The sequence below is a fragment of the Streptomyces chlorus genome, assembly GCF_042655885.1.
In the GTDB taxonomy this organism is placed as follows: domain Bacteria; phylum Actinomycetota; class Actinomycetes; order Streptomycetales; family Streptomycetaceae; genus Streptomyces; species Streptomyces chlorus.
The window spans coordinates 106,691-122,421 of record NZ_JBHSOA010000006.1 but is presented as its reverse complement, the minus strand read 5'-3'; the positions used below and the strand labels follow the sequence as shown (position 1 = coordinate 122,421).

Below are 15,731 nucleotides of genomic sequence, written 5' to 3'. Positions count from 1 at the left end.
TTTCGAGGTTTGTCCGCAAAGGTCCCTTTTACTATTCGTGGTCGCATTTCGGGGGAAGTGCCGCCCTGGGGTCGGCGGTCATCTGCGCAGGTCGGGGTGGGCGGGCGCGGGTGCGGAGGAGGCCTCCGGGACTACGACCCCGCTTCGTATGTGAGCCGGGTCATGTGGGGCGCCTCACGACGAGCCGTCAGTTCCGTCACTGTCGGCGTGCGCGGGGTCACTCAGGGGTGTCCGGTGAAAGTGACCGGCGTCTCGAAAGCCGCCCTGCGGGTGGCGCGGCGCAGGGCGCGGAGCACCGGGGGGCCCAGGGTCAGGGCCAGGACGACGGTGAGCAGGGCCCGGCCCAGGTCCCAGCCGAGGGACGTGGCCAGGCAGTACGCCAGGAAACGGGCCAGGTTGGCGGGGACCGGCGCGTCCGGGTCGAAGGAGATGTTCGAGGCCAGGGCGGCCATGAAGGGCCAGCCCGCCATGTTCATCATCGTGCCGTAGGCGAAGGCCGCCAGGAAGCCGTAGGCGGCGAGCATGCACAGCTCCGCCCGGCCCCGCAGTCGGTCCGGGCCCGGGAGCAGGCCCGCGCCCATCGTGAACCAGCCCATCGACAGCATCTGGAACGGGAGCCACGGGCCCACCCCGCCCGTGAGCAGTGCGGACGCGAACATCGTCACCGAGCCGAGCACGAAGCCGAAACCCGGCCCGAGGACCCGGCCGCTGAGGACCATCAGGAAGAACATGGGTTCCAGACCGGCCGTCCCCGCGCCGATGGGGCGCAGCGCCGCCCCCGCCGCCGCCAGCACGCCCAGCATCGCGACCGCCTTCGGGCCCAGGCCCGACTCCGAGATCGTCGCCGCCACCACACCGACCAGCAGCACGAGCAGACCCGCGAAGAGCCACGGCGCGTCCTGCGCGTGGGCGTTGAGGGTGGAGGCGGGCGGGGCCAGGAAGGGCCAGCCGAACGCGGCCACGCCCACCGCGCTCACCAGGGCCAGCGCCACCAGTGAACGCGGGCCCAGGCGGACGGCCCGCGCCTGGCGCTGGGTGCCGGTGGATTTGCCCGTGGCGGAGGCCGGTTCGGTGGCTCCGGGGCGTGCGGGTGTGGGTGTCATGACAGGGCCTCCCGGACCTGGGAGACCGTGAGCCAGTGCTGCGGGGCCAGGATCTTCGCCACCTGCGGGGCGAAGGACGGCGACGCGACGACCACGTCGGCCGCCGGGCCGTCGGCGATGACCTCGCCCTCGGCGAGGAGGACGACCCGGTGGGCGAGTTCCGCCGCCAGCTCCACGTCGTGCGTGGCCAGGACGATTGCGTGGCCCTCGGCGGCCAGCCCGCGCAGGACGGTCACCAGACGGGCCTTCGCCGCGTAGTCCAGGCCGCGGGTCGGCTCGTCGAGCAGGAGCAGCGGCGGGCGGGCGGTGAGGACGACCGCCAGGGCGAGGGTCAGGCGCTGGCCCTCGGACAGGTCGCGCGGGTGGGTGTCGTCCGCGATGCCGGGCAGCAGCTCCGACAGCAGGGCGCGACAGGTGCCCGGCTCCGCCTCCGCGTCCCGGTCGGCGGCGGCGCACTCCGCGGCGACCGTGTCCGCGTACAGCAGGTCCCGCGGCTCCTGCGGGACGAGCCCCACCCGGCGGACCAGGTCGCGGGGACGGGTGCGGTGCGGCACGGCGTCACCGGTGCGGACCGAACCGGCGGACGGTTCCACGAGCCCGACCAGTGCGCCGAGCAGCGTGGACTTGCCGGCGCCGTTGCGGCCCATGAGCGCGATCGTCTCGCCGGGGGCGACCGTCAGATCGATGTGGCGCAGCGCCCGGACGCTGCCGCGACGGACGGCCAGGGCGCGGACCTCGGCCACGTGGGCGGGGGTGGGTGCGAGGGTGGAAGGAGAGGCCGTGGCGGTGCCCGGCCGCTTGCGGGTGAACAGGGAGAGGGGGGTCCTGCGGGTGGTGGAAGTGGTGGGGGTGGCCGGGGGTTTCCGGGCGGGGACCGGTGCGGTCGTTGCGGCTGCCGTCGCCGTCGCCGTCGCCGTTGCCGTCGCGGTTGCCGTTTCCGCCTCCGCGAGGCGCTCACGCAGGGGGGCCGCGCGGCGGCGGGCGTCGCGCACGGTCAGCGGGAGCGGGGACCAGCCGGCGAGCCGGCCCAGGGCCACCACCGGCGGGAACACCGGGGACACCGCCATCACTTCCGCCGGGGTCCCGAACAGCGGGGGCTCGCCCGGTCCCGGCAGCAGCGCCACCCGGTCGGCGTACTGGACGACGCGTTCCAGGCGGTGCTCGGCCATGAGGACGGTGGTGCCGAGATCGTGGACGAGCCGCTGGAGCACCGCGAGGACCTCCTCTGCCGCCGCCGGGTCCAGCGCGGACGTCGGCTCGTCGAGGACCAGCACCCGGGGGTGCGGGGTGAGGACCGAGCCGATGGCGACGCGCTGCTGCTGGCCGCCGGAGAGCGTGGAGATGGGGCGGTCGCGCAGGTCGGCCAGGCCCAGCAGGTCCAGGGTCTCCTCGACGCGACGGCGCATCACGTCCGGGGGCAGTCCCAACGACTCCATGCCGTAAGCGAGCTCGTCCTCGACGAGGTCCGTCACGAAGTGCGACAGCGGGTCCTGGCCCACCGTCCCCACCACGTCGGCGAGTTCGCGTGGCTTGTGGGTACGGGTGTCGCGGCCGGCCACCGTGACCCTGCCGCGCAGGGTGCCGCCCGTGAAGTGCGGGACGAGGCCGCTGACCGCGCCCAGCACCGTGGACTTGCCGACCCCGGACGGCCCGGCGAGCAGGACGAGTTCGCCCTCCGGGACCTCGAAGTCGACGCCCCGCACGGAGGGTTCGGGGGAGCCGTCGTACGTCACGGAGACGTTCTCGAAGCGGATCACGACGGCTCCTTGCCGGTGTCCTCGGGGGCGGGGGTGACGAAGGCGGGGAGCAGGCCGATGAGGACGGCCGCTGCCGGCCACAGGGGCAGCGTGGGCGCGACCAGCGGCACCACACCGGGGTGCAGGGCCGCCGGGTCGCGCACGGCGGCGACGGCCAGCAGCGCCGCGACAGCCGAGCCGGAGCCGGCGACCAGCCAGGCGCGGGCGTCCCAGCGGTCGGGTCGGTAACGGGTGCGCAGGGAACGCCGTCCGCCCAGCCACAGCCCCGCGAGCGCGGCGGCCAGACCGGCGAGGAGCACGGGGACACCGTACGTGGCGCCTTCGGCGGTGAGCAGCCCGTACGTACCCGCGCAGACGCCGAGCAGCCCGCCGAGGGTGAGGACGGCGGTGGTACGCCGGACCCCGGCCGGGACCTGCGCCGTACGGCCGTACCCGCGGGCGTCCATCGCGGCGGCGAGCGCGACCGAACGCTCCAACGCGCCCTCCAGTACAGGGAGTCCGACCTGGAGCAGACCCCGGACCCCGCGGTCGGGACGGCCCCGCAGCCGACGGGCGGCGCGCAGCCGCTGGACGTCCGTGATCAGACTCGGCGCGAAGGTCAGCGCCACGACCACGGCCACACCCATCTCGTACAGCGCGCCGGGCAGGGACTTCAGCAGGCGGGACGGGTTGGCGAGGGCGTTCGCCGCGCCGACGCAGATGAGCAGCGTGGCCAGCTTCATGCCGTCGTACAGGGCGAACGTGAGCGCCTCGGCCGTGACCCGGCCGCCCAGACGGATGCCCTGCGCCCAGTCGGGGAGCGGGACTTCGGGCAGGTCGAGGAGGATGTGCGTACCGGGGACGGGGGAGCCGAGGACGATCGCGAAGAGCAGCCGGATGACGATCACGGCCAGCGCCAGCTTGACGAACGCGCCGTACGAGCGGGCCCAGGGGGCGTTCGGCCGGCGGGTGGCCACGACGTACGTGGAGACCATGACCAGGAGGGCGAGCAGCAGGGGGTTGGTGGTGCGGGTGGCGGCGACACCGAGAGCCAGCGCCCACAGCCACCAGGCGCCGGGGTGCAGGGGGGTGCCCTGCCGGCGACGGAGGGCGGGGGCGGTCGCTGTGCGTTCCCGTGGCCGGCTGCCGTCGGGCTCAGCCACGACGGCGTATCTGCCGGAAGGCCGCCGCCCCGAGCAGCGCCACCACGGCGATCCCGGCGACGAGACCGAGGGACGGACCACCGTCGCCGGACTCTCCGGACTCCCCGGCCTTATCGGACGCGGGGGAACCGGTGTCCTTGGCGCCGTTCTCGGTCTCCTTCCCGGGCGTCGATGCGCCCGTGCCGGACTCCGTGCCCGTCCCCGACACCTGCTCCCCGCACCCGCGCTGCGGGTATCCGGCGATGGCGCACAGCAGGGCGCTGTTGTCGTAGCGCAGGGGTTCGGCGACGGAGGCCAGGGCCTCGGCGCTGCTGGCGTCCGGGGCGACCCGGGCGCAGGCGGTGCGGTTCGCCGGCGGGGTCTCGCCGGACGGGGCGTCCTGGGCCGTACCGAAGTCGATGACGAGGGCGACCCGCTTGCTGCCGTCCTTCGCCGGGGTCTGCCCGCAGATGGCGGCGAAGTCGGTGGCGCCCCGGGGCTGCGCCGAGTCGTCGGACTCCTCGCTGACGGCGAAGCGGAAGCCCTGGACGTCGCCGTCGGCGGGGCGGGCGATGGACGGGCCCTGGGTGGCGTACGTCCAGGTGTCGCCGTCGAGGTCCCAGAAGGACCAGTACCGGTAGCCGGCGGCCTGCGCCTGGCCCGCGCCCGCCAGAAGGGGCAGGAGCGCGGCCAGGAACAGTACGACGGCCCGGCCGGCCCGGTGGGGCCGGCGGATCACGGCTGCTGCCTCTTCTTCCGGCTGCTCACCAGGATGCCGACGCCGGCACCGGCCACCAGGCAGACCCCGAGGGCCCACCAGACGCCCGAACCGGAGCCCGAGTCGTCCTTCTCCTTCTCGTCCTTCCGTTCCTGCCCGTTCTTCTCGCCGGAGGTGTCGGCCGCCTGTGCGGCGGGCCCGGTGGCGGTCAGCTGCTTCACCAGGTCGGTGCCGCCGAAGGCGCGCGGGTCGGTGCCCGTGGCGTGGGCGGCGAAGATCAGCTGGGCGTAGGCGGCGGGACCGCTCTGGGCGGCCCAGTCGGCGGCGTTCTTCTCCAGCCAGGCCACGGACTTCGCAGCCGGCCCGGTGGCGCCCTGCGCCGCGAGCGCGACCACCGCGTCGGCGGTGTTGCCGTAGTCGGGCTGGTCCTCGGCGCCGGGGAGCGCGGAGACGAGGTGACCGTCCGCGGCGAGCGCGTCCGTGAGGTGGGCGGCACCGTTGGCGGCGGCCTGCTCGGGCGTCCCGGCCTTCTCGCACGCGGCGTCCGCCGCCTTGCCCTTGCCCGGCTCGACCACCAGGCCCACACCGAGGGAGCCGGCCACACCGGCCGCGGTGGCGTCGGCGTTGGCGACCAGTTCGCCCTTCTTGTCCGGCTGGAAGGCGAAGGCGCCCGCCCCGTCGCCCTTGGTGTCGCACGGCAGGGCCAGCTTCAGCAGGGCGTCGTAGGGGGACTTGCCGTCCTTGACGACCGCGGCCGGCTTCTCGCCTGCGGCGGCGAGCGCGCCGACGACGACGGACGTGGAGTTGGCGTCGCTGTCCCCGCCCGCCATGTAGCCCCAGCCGCCGTCCTTGTTCTGGACGGACTTCAGCCAGTTGAGGGCCTTGCCGGTGACGGCGTCGTGCCCGCCGAGCGCGGCGAGGGCCTGCACGGCGGCGGCGGTCTGGTTGGTGTCGACCATGGTCTTGGCGTCGCACGCGGTGCCGGTGTCGGCGCGGAACGGGGCGAAGGAGCCGTCGGCGCACTGCTGGCCGGCCAGCCAGTCGACGGCCGCCTTCGGCGGCTCGGCACCCACCGTGTGCTGGGCGAGCAGGGCCAGCGACTGGCGCCACACACCGTCGTACTGCGGGTCGCTCTCGCCGTACAGGGCGGAGGGCAGGGCCTGCTGGGACGGCGAGGGGGACGGCGACGAGTCGGCGGTGGCCGGTGCGGCGGCGCCGAGCACGGCTATGGCGGCCAGGACCGCTGCGCTGCTGCGGACGTTCATGATCGGCGGGGGCCTCTCCCTGTGAGGGAGCCGGGCAGCACGGGACACCCCGGCGGCTCGGCTCCGCATACCTCGGCGGTGCCGCGCACCGGCGGACCGCCGGACGCGTGAGCCGGTCACGATCCGTCCGGGGCATTCCGGCTCACCGTCACGGTGGACGGCTCACGGTTGCGGGTCAGCGCCGGAATTGCACCGGCTTTCCCCCGTACGGGTGTGATGACGACGTCGCCACTCTACCCGCCCGTAAGAAAGCGGTCAGGAGTGGCTTGAAACGGGTGGCCGAGGTCACGTGACCGCGTAGGTCACCCGCTCACACCACCGCTTACGTCACCGGCCCGCACGGCCGTGTACGTCACCGGCCCGCACCCGTCGACGGGTGCGGGCCGGCACCTGAGCCGCTGGAACCGGGGCTTCGGTCAGGAGGCTGTGCAGGGGCCGAGCTGGGGTGGCGTCGTCGAGCCGCCGTTCCTCGTCACCGTGAAGCCGAAGGTCGTCGAGGCTCCGGCCGCGAGCGTGCCGTTCCAACTGGAGCGCACCGTCATGACGTTGCCGCTGGTGTCCCAGGTGGGTGAGCCGTTCCAGACCGTGGAGACCTTCTGCGGGGGCGTCATGGTGACGTTCACGCTCCACGCGCTGATCGGCGAACTGCCCGCCGTGATGGTCACCTTGCCGTTGTAGGCGCCGCCCCAGTCCTCCGTCGTGGTGTAGGCGGCGGTGCAGGCCGCGCCGGGGGTGCCGGGGCCGCCGCCACCGCCGGGGGCGCCGCCGAGCGCGCTCAGGACGGCGTGGTAGGCGGGTTTCTTGGTGTAGTTGTCGTCGAACAGCAGGGGCGTTCCGCTCGACCGCCACGAGTACTTGTCCGGGATGCCCCATACCGTGATGCCGGTGCACCGGGACACCGCGAGGCAGGTGGTGACGACATTGCCGTAGTGGGTGGCCTGGGTCGTGCCCGAGCCCTCGATGTCCAACTCGGTGATCTGTACGTCCACACCGAGGTCGGCGAAGCGCTGGAGGTTGGCCCGGTAGTCGGAGGGCACCGGGGAGGCGCTGTTGAAGTGGGACTGGAAACCCACGCAGTCGATGGGCACGCCACGGGACTTGAAGTCCCGGACCATGGCGTAGACGGCGTTGCTCTTCGCGTTGACGCCGTCGGTGTTGTAGTCGTTGTAGCAGAGTTTGGCGTTCGGGTCGGCCGCGCGGGCCGTACGGAAGGCCTCCTCGATGAAGCCGTTGCCGAGCCTGTCCTGGAAGGGCGAGCTGCGCCGGGCGCCGCTGCTTCCGTCCTGGAACGCCTCGTTGACCACGTCCCAGGAGTGGATCGCGCCCCGGTAGTGCGTCATGACCTGGGTGATGTGGTTGTTCATCGCCGACCGCAGGTCGGTGGCGCCGAGGCCGGAGACCCAGCCGGGCAGCTGGGAGTGCCACACCAGGGTGTGCCCGCGGACCGACTTGCCCCGGCTCCGGGCGTGGTCCACGATCCTGTCGGCGTTGCCGAAGCTGAACGAGCCGCGGCTGGGCTCGAGGGCATCCCACTTCATCTCGTTCTCGGGCGTCACCGAGTTGAACTCGGTGTTGAGCGTGGCGGCGTACTGCGCCTCGCCCAGGCGGTTCGCGGCGACCGCGGCACCGAAGTAGCGGCCCTTCTCGGCCGCTGCCGCGCCCAGGGTGTCGGCGGCGTGCGCGGTGCTCTGGGGGAGCGCCACGAGCGCGGTCACGGTGAGCAGCGCGGTCGCGGCGACGGCCAGGGGGCCTCTGGCCGCCTTGGCTCTCATCTCCCGGACTCCTAATTTGATCATGTGCATGTCATCTCTTCTCTGGTGGGGGTTCCGTGGTGGTGCGGACGGCGGGGATCGCCTGCTGTCGCGCTCTGTGTCGAGGTGCCCGAAGCTCGCCCTGCGGGTTCGAATGTTTCGGGATGAACTCCGAATGGCAGCGCAGACGATATGGATGAACGGAGGGGTGGTCAATCATTCGCGCGCAACTGGTCCGCGTATGGCCGAAGGGTGACAGGCGTGGGGGAGGCGGGCGGCCGAGGGAAGGTGCTCGAAAGTTTCGACTTCGTCAGTCGGAATCCTTCGATGGTGACGCAGGTGCCGTCAGGTCGATCAGGCGGCACACCGTCTCTATGTCGATCTTGACCTGGGCGATGGAGGCGCGCCCCGACAGCCAGGTGATGAGCGCCGAGTGCCAGGTGTGCTCGATGACGCGGACCGCCGAGAGCTGGTCCGGCGTGGGATCATCGAGGCCCATCGAGTCCAGGATGATCGCCGTCGTCTGGCGGGAGACCTGGTCGACCTCCGGACTCACGCTGCGGTCCGCGAACGTCAGGGCGCGCACCATCGCGTCGGCCAGCTGGGGCTCGCGCTGGAGAGCGCGGAAGGCCCGCATCAGGGTCTCCGCGACCCGTTCGCCGGCCGTCTCGCCCGTCGGCGGCTTCTTCCGCAGGGTGGCGTGCAGGTGCTCCAGCCGGTCCTGCATCGTGGCGACCAGTAGATGGATCTTGGACGGGAAGTACCGGTACAGCGTGCCCAGCGCCACCCGGGAGGACTCCGCGACCTCGCGCATCTGCACCGCGTCGAAACCGCCCCGGCCGGCCAGCTGGGCGCTCGCGTGCAGGATGCGCAGCCTGCGCGCCTCCTGCCGCGCGGTCAGGGGGGAGGCAGGGGAGGCAGGGGAGGTTCGAGTGGTGCCGGCTTCCATCGTCGCCGCCTTGTCCGCCGTGGCCGCCTCGGCCGCCTTGTCCCTGTGGGCTTCCGCGGGCATGGGCCCCATTCCGTGACCGTCGGTGAGGGTTGATGATCGGACAGCATGGCACGCATCCCGCCGTGGCGTGAATCACCTGATCCACTGCCCGCCGCGTCCTTACCTGCCGGTAGATTCGGAGCCTCCGAACGATCAACTCTGAAACTTGTTCTAGGTTAGCGTCCCGACGTACAGTCGCGGGACCGTGCAGGGAGAAGGGGGCCCAGAGTGACCGCTGAGGCCAGTCAGGCCGGGCTCTCGCAGGGGTCCTCCCCCGCGGTCTCGACTGCGCTCGCGCAGGGAGGTGCCCCCATCGACGACTCGCGACCGCTCCGCATCGCGCTCCTCACCTACAAGGGGAACCCGTTCTGCGGCGGACAGGGTGTCTACGTCCGTCACCTCTCCCGCGAGCTCGCCCGCCTCGGACACCAGGTCGAGGTCATCGGCGCCCAGCCCTACCCCGTCCTCGACGAGGGCTACGACGGGCTGAGCCTGACCGAGCTGCCCAGCCTCGACCTCTACCGCCAGCCGGACCCCTTCCGCACCCCGGGCCGCGGCGAGTACCGCGACTGGATCGACGCGCTCGAGGTCGGCACCATGTGGACCGGCGGCTTCCCCGAACCACTGACCTTCTCCCTGCGCGCCCGCCGCCATCTGCGGGCCCGGCGCGGCGACTTCGACGTCATCCACGACAACCAGACGCTCGGCTACGGCCTGCTCGGCGACATCGGCGCGCCCCTGGTGACCACGATCCACCACCCCATCACCGTCGACCGGAAGTTGGACCTGGACGCGGCGGAGAGCAGGCGCCGACGCGCCTCGGTGCGCCGCTGGTACGCGTTCACCAGGATGCAGAAGCGGGCCGCCCGCCGGCTGCCCTCCGTGCTCACCGTCTCCGGCACCTCCCGCGACGAGATCGTCGGCCACCTGGGCGTACGCCAGGACCGCATCCACGTCGTCCACATCGGCGCCGACACCGACCTGTTCTCGCCGGACGCGTCGGTGCCCGTCGTACCGGGCCGGATCGTGACGACGTCCAGCGCGGACGTGCCGCTCAAGGGCCTGGTCTTCCTCGTCGAGGCGCTGGCCAAGGTCCGCGTCGAACAGCCCGAGGCGCACCTCGTCGTCGTCGGCACGCGCCCCGCCAAGGGGCCCGTCGCGCAGGCGATGGAGCGGTACGGGCTCGGCGACGCCGTCGAGTTCGTCAAGGGCATCTCGGACGCGGAACTGGTCGATCTCGTGCGCTCCGCCCAGGTCGCCTGCGTACCGTCGCTGTACGAGGGCTTCTCGCTGCCGGCCGCCGAGGCCATGGCCACCGGCACCCCGCTGCTCGCCACGACCGGCGGCGCGATCCCGGAGGTCGCCGGCCGCGACGGCGAGACCTGCCTGGCCGTCCCGCCCGGCGACGCACAAGCGCTGGCCGCCGGGCTGAACCGGCTGCTCGGCGACCCGGAGCTGCGCGCGCGGCTCGGCGCCGCCGGACGGGAACGGGTGCTGCGGCACTTCACCTGGGCCCGCGCGGCCGAGGGCACGGTCGCCCGCTACCGCGAGGCGATGGCCCGCGCCAGAGCCGCAGCGGCCGATCCTGCCGCCGCCGCTCCCGCTCCCGCTCCCGCGGCCGATCCGGCGCTTGTGGCGGCCGGTCCGGCAGCCGAGGGTGCCGCCGGCCCCGGGGCGATCCGGACGCCTGCCGCAGAAGAACCCGTCACCTCCCCTCGTGAAAGCAGGGCCACGTGCTGACCGTCGACTTCTCCCGGTTCCCGCTCGCCCCGGGCGACCGTGTCCTGGACCTCGGATGCGGTGCCGGCCGGCACGCGTTCGAGTGCTACCGGCGCGGGGCGCAGGTCGTGGCGCTGGACCAGAACGCCGAGGAGATCCGCGAGGTCGCCCAGTGGTTCGCCGCGATGAAGGAGGCCGGAGAGGCGCCCGCCGGAGCCACCGCCACCGCGATGGAGGGTGACGCCCTCGCGCTGCCCTTCCCCGACGAGTCCTTCGACGTCGTGATCATCTCCGAGGTCATGGAGCACATCCCCGACGACAAGGGCGTCCTCGCCGAGATGGTCCGCGTACTCAGGCCCGGCGGCCGCATCGCGGTCACCGTGCCGCGCTACGGCCCCGAGAAGGTGTGCTGGACCCTGTCCGACGCCTACCACGAGGTCGAGGGCGGCCATATCCGCATCTACAAGGCCGACCAGCTGCTGGCCAGGATGCGCGAGGCCGGCCTGCGCCCCTACGGCACCCACCACGCGCACGCGCTGCACTCGCCGTACTGGTGGCTGAAGTGCGCCTTCGGCGTGGACAACGACAAGGCGCTGCCGGTACGGGCGTACCACAAGCTGCTGGTCTGGGACATCATGAAGAAGCCGCTGGCGACCCGCCTCGCGGAGCGGACCCTGAACCCGGTGATGGGCAAGAGCTTCGTGGCGTACGCGACCAAGCCGCACCTGCCGCGCGCCGAGGCCGAGGCCGGGACCGGTACCGGTACGGGTACGGACACCGCGACGGCTGCCGAGGCCGGGGCGGTCACCCCGTGACGACCCCCCGGACAGAACACCTCGTCCTGCCCGAGGTCCTCACCGCCGAACAGGCCGCCGAGACCGTCGCCGGCATCCTCGCCGTGCAGCGTGAGGACGGGGCGATCCCGTGGTTCAGGGGCCACCACCTCGACCCGTGGGACCACGTCGAGGCCGCGATGGCCCTGGACGCGGCAGGCGCCCACAAAGCCGCCGAGCAGGCCTATCTGTGGCTGGCCAGGCACCAGTTGGCGGACGGATCCTGGTACGCGGCGTACGCCGACGGCGACCCCGACGACGTCACCGACCGGGGACGGGAGACCAACTTCGTCGCCTACGTCGCCGTCGGCGTCTGGCACCACTACCTCTCCACCGGCGACGACACCTTCCTGGACCGCCTGTGGCCCACCGTGTACGCGGCCGTGGAGTGGGTGCTGCGGCTCCAGCAGCCCGGCGGGCAGATCGGCTGGCGGCGTGACGACGACGGCACGCCCACCGCGGACGCGCTGCTCACCGGCTGCTCCTCCGTCCACCACGCGCTGCGCTGCGCCCTCGCCATCGCCGAGCAGCGGGAAGAGCCGCAGCCGGACTGGGAGCTGGCGGCCGGAGCGCTCCGGCATGCGATCCGGCACCACCCGGAGCGGTTCCTCGACAAGGACCGCTACTCCATGGACTGGTACTACCCCGTGCTGGGCGGCGCCCTCACCGACGCCGAGGCCAAGGAGCGGATCGAGGAGGGCTGGGACCGCTTCGTCGTCCCCGGGCTCGGAGTGCGCTGCGTGACCCCCAACCCGTGGGTGACCGGCGGTGAGTCGGCCGAACTCGCCCTGGTCCTCTGGGTGATGGGCGAGTCCGACCGCGCGCTGGAGGTGCTCCAGTCCATCCAGCACCTGCGCGATCCGGAGACCGGACTGTACTGGACGGGGTACGTCTTCGACGACGAGGCGATCTGGCCGGTCGAACTGACCGCCTGGACGGCCGGTTCGCTGCTGCTGGCCGTCGCCGCGCTCGGCGGTCACGAGGCCACCTGCGCGGTCTTCAGCGGCGACCGCCTGCCCCGAGGCCTCGACCCCGACTGCTGCACCCTGGTCTGACCGGGGACGCGGCCGCCGGGGCGGGGGCTCTCGGCCGGGCAGCCGCGGCCTCGGCGGACGCGGGCGAAGACCCTCGCCCTCAGCGCCGGTGGAGGCTGTTGGCGATGGCGTGGCCGATGAAGAGGTAGACCACGGCGGCCAGGCCGTATCCGGCGACCACCCGCGCCCAGTCCTCGTCGAAGGTGAACAGATCACGTGACCAGCCGGCCAGCCAGTTGGCCGCGTCATGGACGAACTGGACCAGTTCATTGGCCCGGTTGGCGTCCAACAGGTACATCAGAATCCAGAGTCCGAGAATGGCGGCCATGACGTCCGCGATCACCGCGACGGCCGTCCCTGCGGAGTTGGAACCACTGCGAGTTCGTGGGGACATGGTGTCCGTCTGGCCCCGAAACCGCGGTTGAAACCCGTACGGCCGGACAGGCGCCGGCGGGGCGGCCGGTCGTCCTGCCGGTCCTCCGGCTGGGAATTCACGCGTTCGGCTCGGCCAGTACCTCCGGCCGGCGCCCGCGCCGACCGTACGACAACGGCCCCCCGCCCAAAAGGGCGAGGGGCCGCGTGCTGTGGAGCGGGTCAGCCGCGCTGGATGCCCGAGGTGTCCTGGAGGACCCCGCGACGGCCGTCCTGCGTCTGGGCGACGAGGGACGGGCCGCGCTGCTCGACGGCCAGGTACCAGGTGCCGGGGGCCAGTTCGGCGATCGGCGTCTGCGAACCGTCCTCCGGGAACAGCGGCCGGGGCACCGGCACCGCGAACCAGAACGGCGAGAAGCCACCGGCGGGCGGCGCGGCCGGCTGACCGGGCTGCTGGCCGGCGAACGGCTGACCGGGCTGGCCCGGCTGCGGCTGACCGCCGAAACCGGCCTGCTGCGCACCCGGGTAGCCGTAACCACCGGGCGGCTGGGCGCCGTAGGGCTGCGGAGCGGCGGGACGGGCCGCCGGCACGAGCGCGCCCTTGAGGGCCGGAACCAGCGGGGTGGCGACGGCGGCGGCGGCCATGATCAGCGTCGCGACGAGGGCCAGGATGAGGCCGACGCCGGAGTCGGGCCCATTGGCGGAGGAACCACTGGTGACGTTGTTGGCGCCACCGGCCGGGTCGAAGATGTTGCCGAGCGCGCTCCAGGCGGCGAAGACGGTGAACGCGACGCCGAACTGGCCGAGGTCCAGGCCCGCGACCTTCGGCGGCTGCGGCAGTCCGCGGGACACGACGACGAGCGCCGCGCCGATGATGCCCGCCAGCACCACACCGAACACGACCGGGCCGCTTCCCCACAGGCTGGGGATGACGTCGTCGGGAACGCCGTCGATCGAGTAGAGGTCGAGGAACGACGCGATGAACAGCAACACCGCTGCTCCGATCACCACGCCGTCGCCTCGAGTGAGGGAGCGGATATTCACTTCAGGTCCTTCTCGGTCGTCTCGTCGTCAGCAGAGGCGTCGCTGTCACCACGTCGCCCTCAGGGCCCGGTGTGAAGCGCGGGGGTGACCCCTCATCGTGGGGACGACACTATCGTCCGCACGATTGGGCTGTCCGCCCGGATCAGCGCACATCCCCCTACCCGCGCAGGAAACTCACCATTCCCTCGGAGATTCCCCGCGCCGCCTTCTGCCGCCAGGCACCGCTGGTCAGAAGTGCCGCGTCCTTGCTATCGCGCATGTTGCCGCACTCGATGAACACCTTCGGAACTGTTGACAGATTGAGACCGCCCAGGTCCTTACGCGTGACGAGACCGGTGCCGCCGCCCACATAGTTGGACGGCGCGTTGCCGGTGACGCGTACGAAGTTGCCCGCGATGCGCTCACCGAGTTCGCGGGACGGCTCGACGATGGCCCGGGTGTCGGCGGCGCCGGAGTTCACGGGGCCGGGCAGGATCACGTGGAAACCGCGGTTCCCGGCGCCCGAACCATCCGCGTGGATCGACACGACGGCATCCGCCTTCGCCTCGTTGCCGATCCGTGCCCGTTCGTCGATGCACGGCCCGAACGGCCGGTCGTCGTCCTGCGTCAGCTTCACCGTGGCGCCCTGCTCCTCGAGGAGCGCGCGCATCCGGTGGGCGACGTCCAGGGTGAACTTCGCCTCGCTGAAACCGTCGTTGGTGGACGTGCCGGTGGTGTCGCACTCCTTGGAGTTCGTCCCGATGTCCACCTGACGGTTGATCTCGGCGGTGTGCCGGACATTGCCCGGGTTGTGCCCGGGGTCGATGACCACGACCTTCCCCTTGAGCGGCCCGGTCCCGGCGGGGGCGGACGAGGACGGGGCGGAGGACGCGGATGCGGAGCCGGATTCGGAGTCGGGGGAGGCGCTCGGCTTCTTGCCGTCGGACTCGTCCGACTCGTCCGCCCCGCCCGACGGCGAGGCGCCGGCGGAGGACGGTGCCGGGGAGGAGGCCGAGGCGGACGCTCCGGCGGACGTGCTCGCGTCGCCCCCGTCGTCCCCCGACCCGCCCACGGCCGCGTAGACGGCCCAGCCGAGCAGCGCGCCCGGCACGAGCGCGGCGAGCGCCACAGTCAGCGGTCCGCGCCGGAAACGGCGGGACGGTGGCGGATCGAAGTCGGGCCCTGTGTACGACACGCAGCCACCCTAACGGCCGCCCGTACCCGTCATTGTCCGATCGGGCAGCGTTCACCGTCGGGCGGCACGTACCCGCCTCAGATCCCGTCTCCCGTGCGGCGTAGGACGCGCAGCGAGTCCGTCGCGGAGAGTTCCTTGAAGGCGCCGGAGGCCAGGGCGCGGAGGTATACGCGGTACGGGGCCTGGCCGGTGAACTCGTCGACGGGGTCGGGGAAGACGTCGTGGATGACGAGGAGACCGCCCTCGGCGACGTGCGGGGCCCAGCCCTCGTAGTCGGCCGTGGCGTGCTCGTCCGTGTGGCCGCCGTCGATGAAGACCAGGGCGAGGGGGGAGTTCCACAGGGCCGCGGCCTTGGGGGAGCGGCCGACCAGGGCGACCACGTGGTCCTCCAGGCCCGCCCGGTGCAGCGTGCGACGGAAGGTGGGGAGGGTGTCCATCACGCCCAGCTCGGGGTCGACCGTCTCCGGGTCGTGGTACTCCCAGCCCGGCTGCTGCTCCTCGCTGCCCCGGTGGTGGTCCACGGTGAGCGCGGTGACCCCGGCCTCGCGGGCGGCACCGGCGAGCAGGATCGTGGAGCGGCCGCAGTAGGTGCCGACCTCCAGCAGGGGGAGGCCCAGCCGTCCCGCCTCGGCCGCCGCCGCGTACAGGGCCAGACCCTCGCCGACGGGCATGAAGCCCTTCGCCGCCTCGAACGCGGCCAGGATCTCGGGCCCCGGCGCCGGGGGGTTCGGTGTCGGCGTCGGAGTCGGAGTCGGAGTCGGAGTGGGCATCGGTCCGGCGTCCTCTCGGTCGTGTGTCCTGGGTGCATGACTCGGGGCTACGGCTCCGGGTGCATGGCCTCGGGGTGGA

General features: G+C 72.8%; 14 protein-coding genes and 1 riboswitch. Of the genes, 3 read left to right on the top strand and 11 right to left on the bottom strand.

Translation table 11 applies throughout. From position 1 onward, the window contains the following. Positions 1-221: 221 nt before the first annotated feature. From ACFPZI_RS03725 to ACFPZI_RS03695, 7 genes are all read right to left on the bottom strand, one after another. Positions 222-1,103: an ECF transporter S component gene (locus tag ACFPZI_RS03725; RefSeq protein WP_381358124.1), complete on the bottom strand. Its 882-nt coding sequence runs from the start codon at positions 1,101-1,103 to the stop codon at positions 222-224. After that, entirely contained in the window at positions 1,100-2,860 is a 1,761-nt protein-coding gene (locus ACFPZI_RS03720; protein WP_381358121.1) for an ABC transporter ATP-binding protein, read from the bottom strand. Before ACFPZI_RS03720 ends, ACFPZI_RS03725 begins: the two co-directional genes overlap by 4 nt. Beyond that, on the bottom strand, positions 2,857-3,924 hold the full coding sequence (locus ACFPZI_RS03715; protein WP_381358186.1) for an energy-coupling factor transporter transmembrane component T: 1,068 nt from the start codon (positions 3,922-3,924) through the stop codon (positions 2,857-2,859). The genes ACFPZI_RS03720 and ACFPZI_RS03715 overlap by 4 nt, the downstream gene beginning before the upstream one ends. Positions 3,925-3,994: 70 nt before the next feature. Continuing rightward, on the bottom strand, positions 3,995-4,720 hold the full coding sequence (locus ACFPZI_RS03710) for an SCO2322 family protein (protein ID WP_381358118.1): 726 nt from the start codon (positions 4,718-4,720) through the stop codon (positions 3,995-3,997). Next, the gene (locus tag ACFPZI_RS03705) at positions 4,717-5,964 is read right to left on the bottom strand and encodes a prenyltransferase/squalene oxidase repeat-containing protein (protein ID WP_381358115.1); all 1,248 of its coding nucleotides are present in this window, start codon (positions 5,962-5,964) and stop codon (positions 4,717-4,719) included. Before ACFPZI_RS03705 ends, ACFPZI_RS03710 begins: the two co-directional genes overlap by 4 nt. A gap of 122 nt (positions 5,965-6,086) precedes the next feature. Continuing rightward, a riboswitch (adenosylcobalamin-variant (AdoCbl-variant) riboswitch) is annotated at positions 6,087-6,185 on the bottom strand. 195 nt (positions 6,186-6,380) lie between these two features. Further along, positions 6,381-7,736 carry a glycoside hydrolase family 10 protein gene (locus tag ACFPZI_RS03700; protein ID WP_381358113.1) on the bottom strand — a complete coding sequence of 452 codons (1,356 nt, stop codon included), beginning with the start codon at positions 7,734-7,736 and terminating at the stop codon, positions 6,381-6,383. Positions 7,737-8,025: 289 nt separating this feature from the next. Continuing rightward, positions 8,026-8,727, bottom strand: a complete 702-nt coding sequence (locus ACFPZI_RS03695) for a TetR family transcriptional regulator (protein WP_381358110.1) — start codon at positions 8,725-8,727, stop codon at positions 8,026-8,028. A 207-nt stretch (positions 8,728-8,934) separates the two neighbouring features. Here ACFPZI_RS03695 and ACFPZI_RS03690 point away from each other — a divergent pair, with 207 nt between their 5' ends. From ACFPZI_RS03690 to ACFPZI_RS03680, 3 genes are read left to right on the top strand one after another with little or no spacing between them, the layout of a single operon-like run. Then, positions 8,935-10,446 carry a glycosyltransferase family 4 protein gene (locus ACFPZI_RS03690; RefSeq protein WP_381358108.1) on the top strand — a complete coding sequence of 504 codons (1,512 nt, stop codon included), beginning with the start codon at positions 8,935-8,937 and terminating at the stop codon, positions 10,444-10,446. Then, complete coding sequence (locus ACFPZI_RS03685; RefSeq protein WP_381358105.1) at positions 10,440-11,240, top strand: class I SAM-dependent methyltransferase; 801 nt, start codon at positions 10,440-10,442, stop codon at positions 11,238-11,240. Before ACFPZI_RS03690 ends, ACFPZI_RS03685 begins: the two co-directional genes overlap by 7 nt. After that, entirely contained in the window at positions 11,237-12,313 is a 1,077-nt protein-coding gene (locus ACFPZI_RS03680; RefSeq protein WP_381358103.1) for a prenyltransferase, read from the top strand. Before ACFPZI_RS03685 ends, ACFPZI_RS03680 begins: the two co-directional genes overlap by 4 nt. 79 nt (positions 12,314-12,392) lie before the next feature. On the opposite strand, the gene ACFPZI_RS03675 is transcribed toward ACFPZI_RS03680, so the two are convergent. The 4 genes from ACFPZI_RS03675 to ACFPZI_RS03660 all read right to left on the bottom strand — a co-directional run bounded on the left by ACFPZI_RS03675 (position 12,393) and on the right by ACFPZI_RS03660 (position 15,652). Next, complete coding sequence (locus tag ACFPZI_RS03675) at positions 12,393-12,686, bottom strand: hypothetical protein (protein ID WP_381358100.1); 294 nt, start codon at positions 12,684-12,686, stop codon at positions 12,393-12,395. 200 nt (positions 12,687-12,886) lie between these two features. After that, positions 12,887-13,708: a hypothetical protein gene (locus ACFPZI_RS03670; protein WP_381358097.1), complete on the bottom strand. Its 822-nt coding sequence runs from the start codon at positions 13,706-13,708 to the stop codon at positions 12,887-12,889. A gap of 157 nt (positions 13,709-13,865) precedes the next feature. Next, the gene (locus tag ACFPZI_RS03665) at positions 13,866-14,882 is read right to left on the bottom strand and encodes an N-acetylmuramoyl-L-alanine amidase (RefSeq protein WP_381358095.1); all 1,017 of its coding nucleotides are present in this window, start codon (positions 14,880-14,882) and stop codon (positions 13,866-13,868) included. A 77-nt stretch (positions 14,883-14,959) separates the two neighbouring features. Further along, entirely contained in the window at positions 14,960-15,652 is a 693-nt protein-coding gene (locus tag ACFPZI_RS03660) for a class I SAM-dependent methyltransferase (RefSeq protein ID WP_381358092.1), read from the bottom strand. Between the last annotated feature and the right edge of the window lie 79 nt (positions 15,653-15,731).

Excerpts from the sequence above, each read along its gene's own strand:
- ACFPZI_RS03695 (WP_381358110.1), bottom strand. The coding sequence starts at position 8,727 with ATGCCCGCGGAAGCCCACAGGGACAAGGCGGCCGAGGCGGCCACGGCG.
- ACFPZI_RS03705 (WP_381358115.1), bottom strand. The coding sequence starts at position 5,964 with ATGAACGTCCGCAGCAGCGCAGCGGTCCTGGCCGCCATAGCCGTGCTC.
- ACFPZI_RS03725 (WP_381358124.1), bottom strand. The coding sequence starts at position 1,103 with ATGACACCCACACCCGCACGCCCCGGAGCCACCGAACCGGCCTCCGCC.
- ACFPZI_RS03660 (WP_381358092.1), bottom strand. The coding sequence starts at position 15,652 with ATGCCCACTCCGACTCCGACTCCGACTCCGACGCCGACACCGAACCCC.
- ACFPZI_RS03675 (WP_381358100.1), bottom strand. The coding sequence starts at position 12,686 with ATGTCCCCACGAACTCGCAGTGGTTCCAACTCCGCAGGGACGGCCGTC.
- ACFPZI_RS03700 (WP_381358113.1), bottom strand. The coding sequence starts at position 7,736 with ATGAGAGCCAAGGCGGCCAGAGGCCCCCTGGCCGTCGCCGCGACCGCG.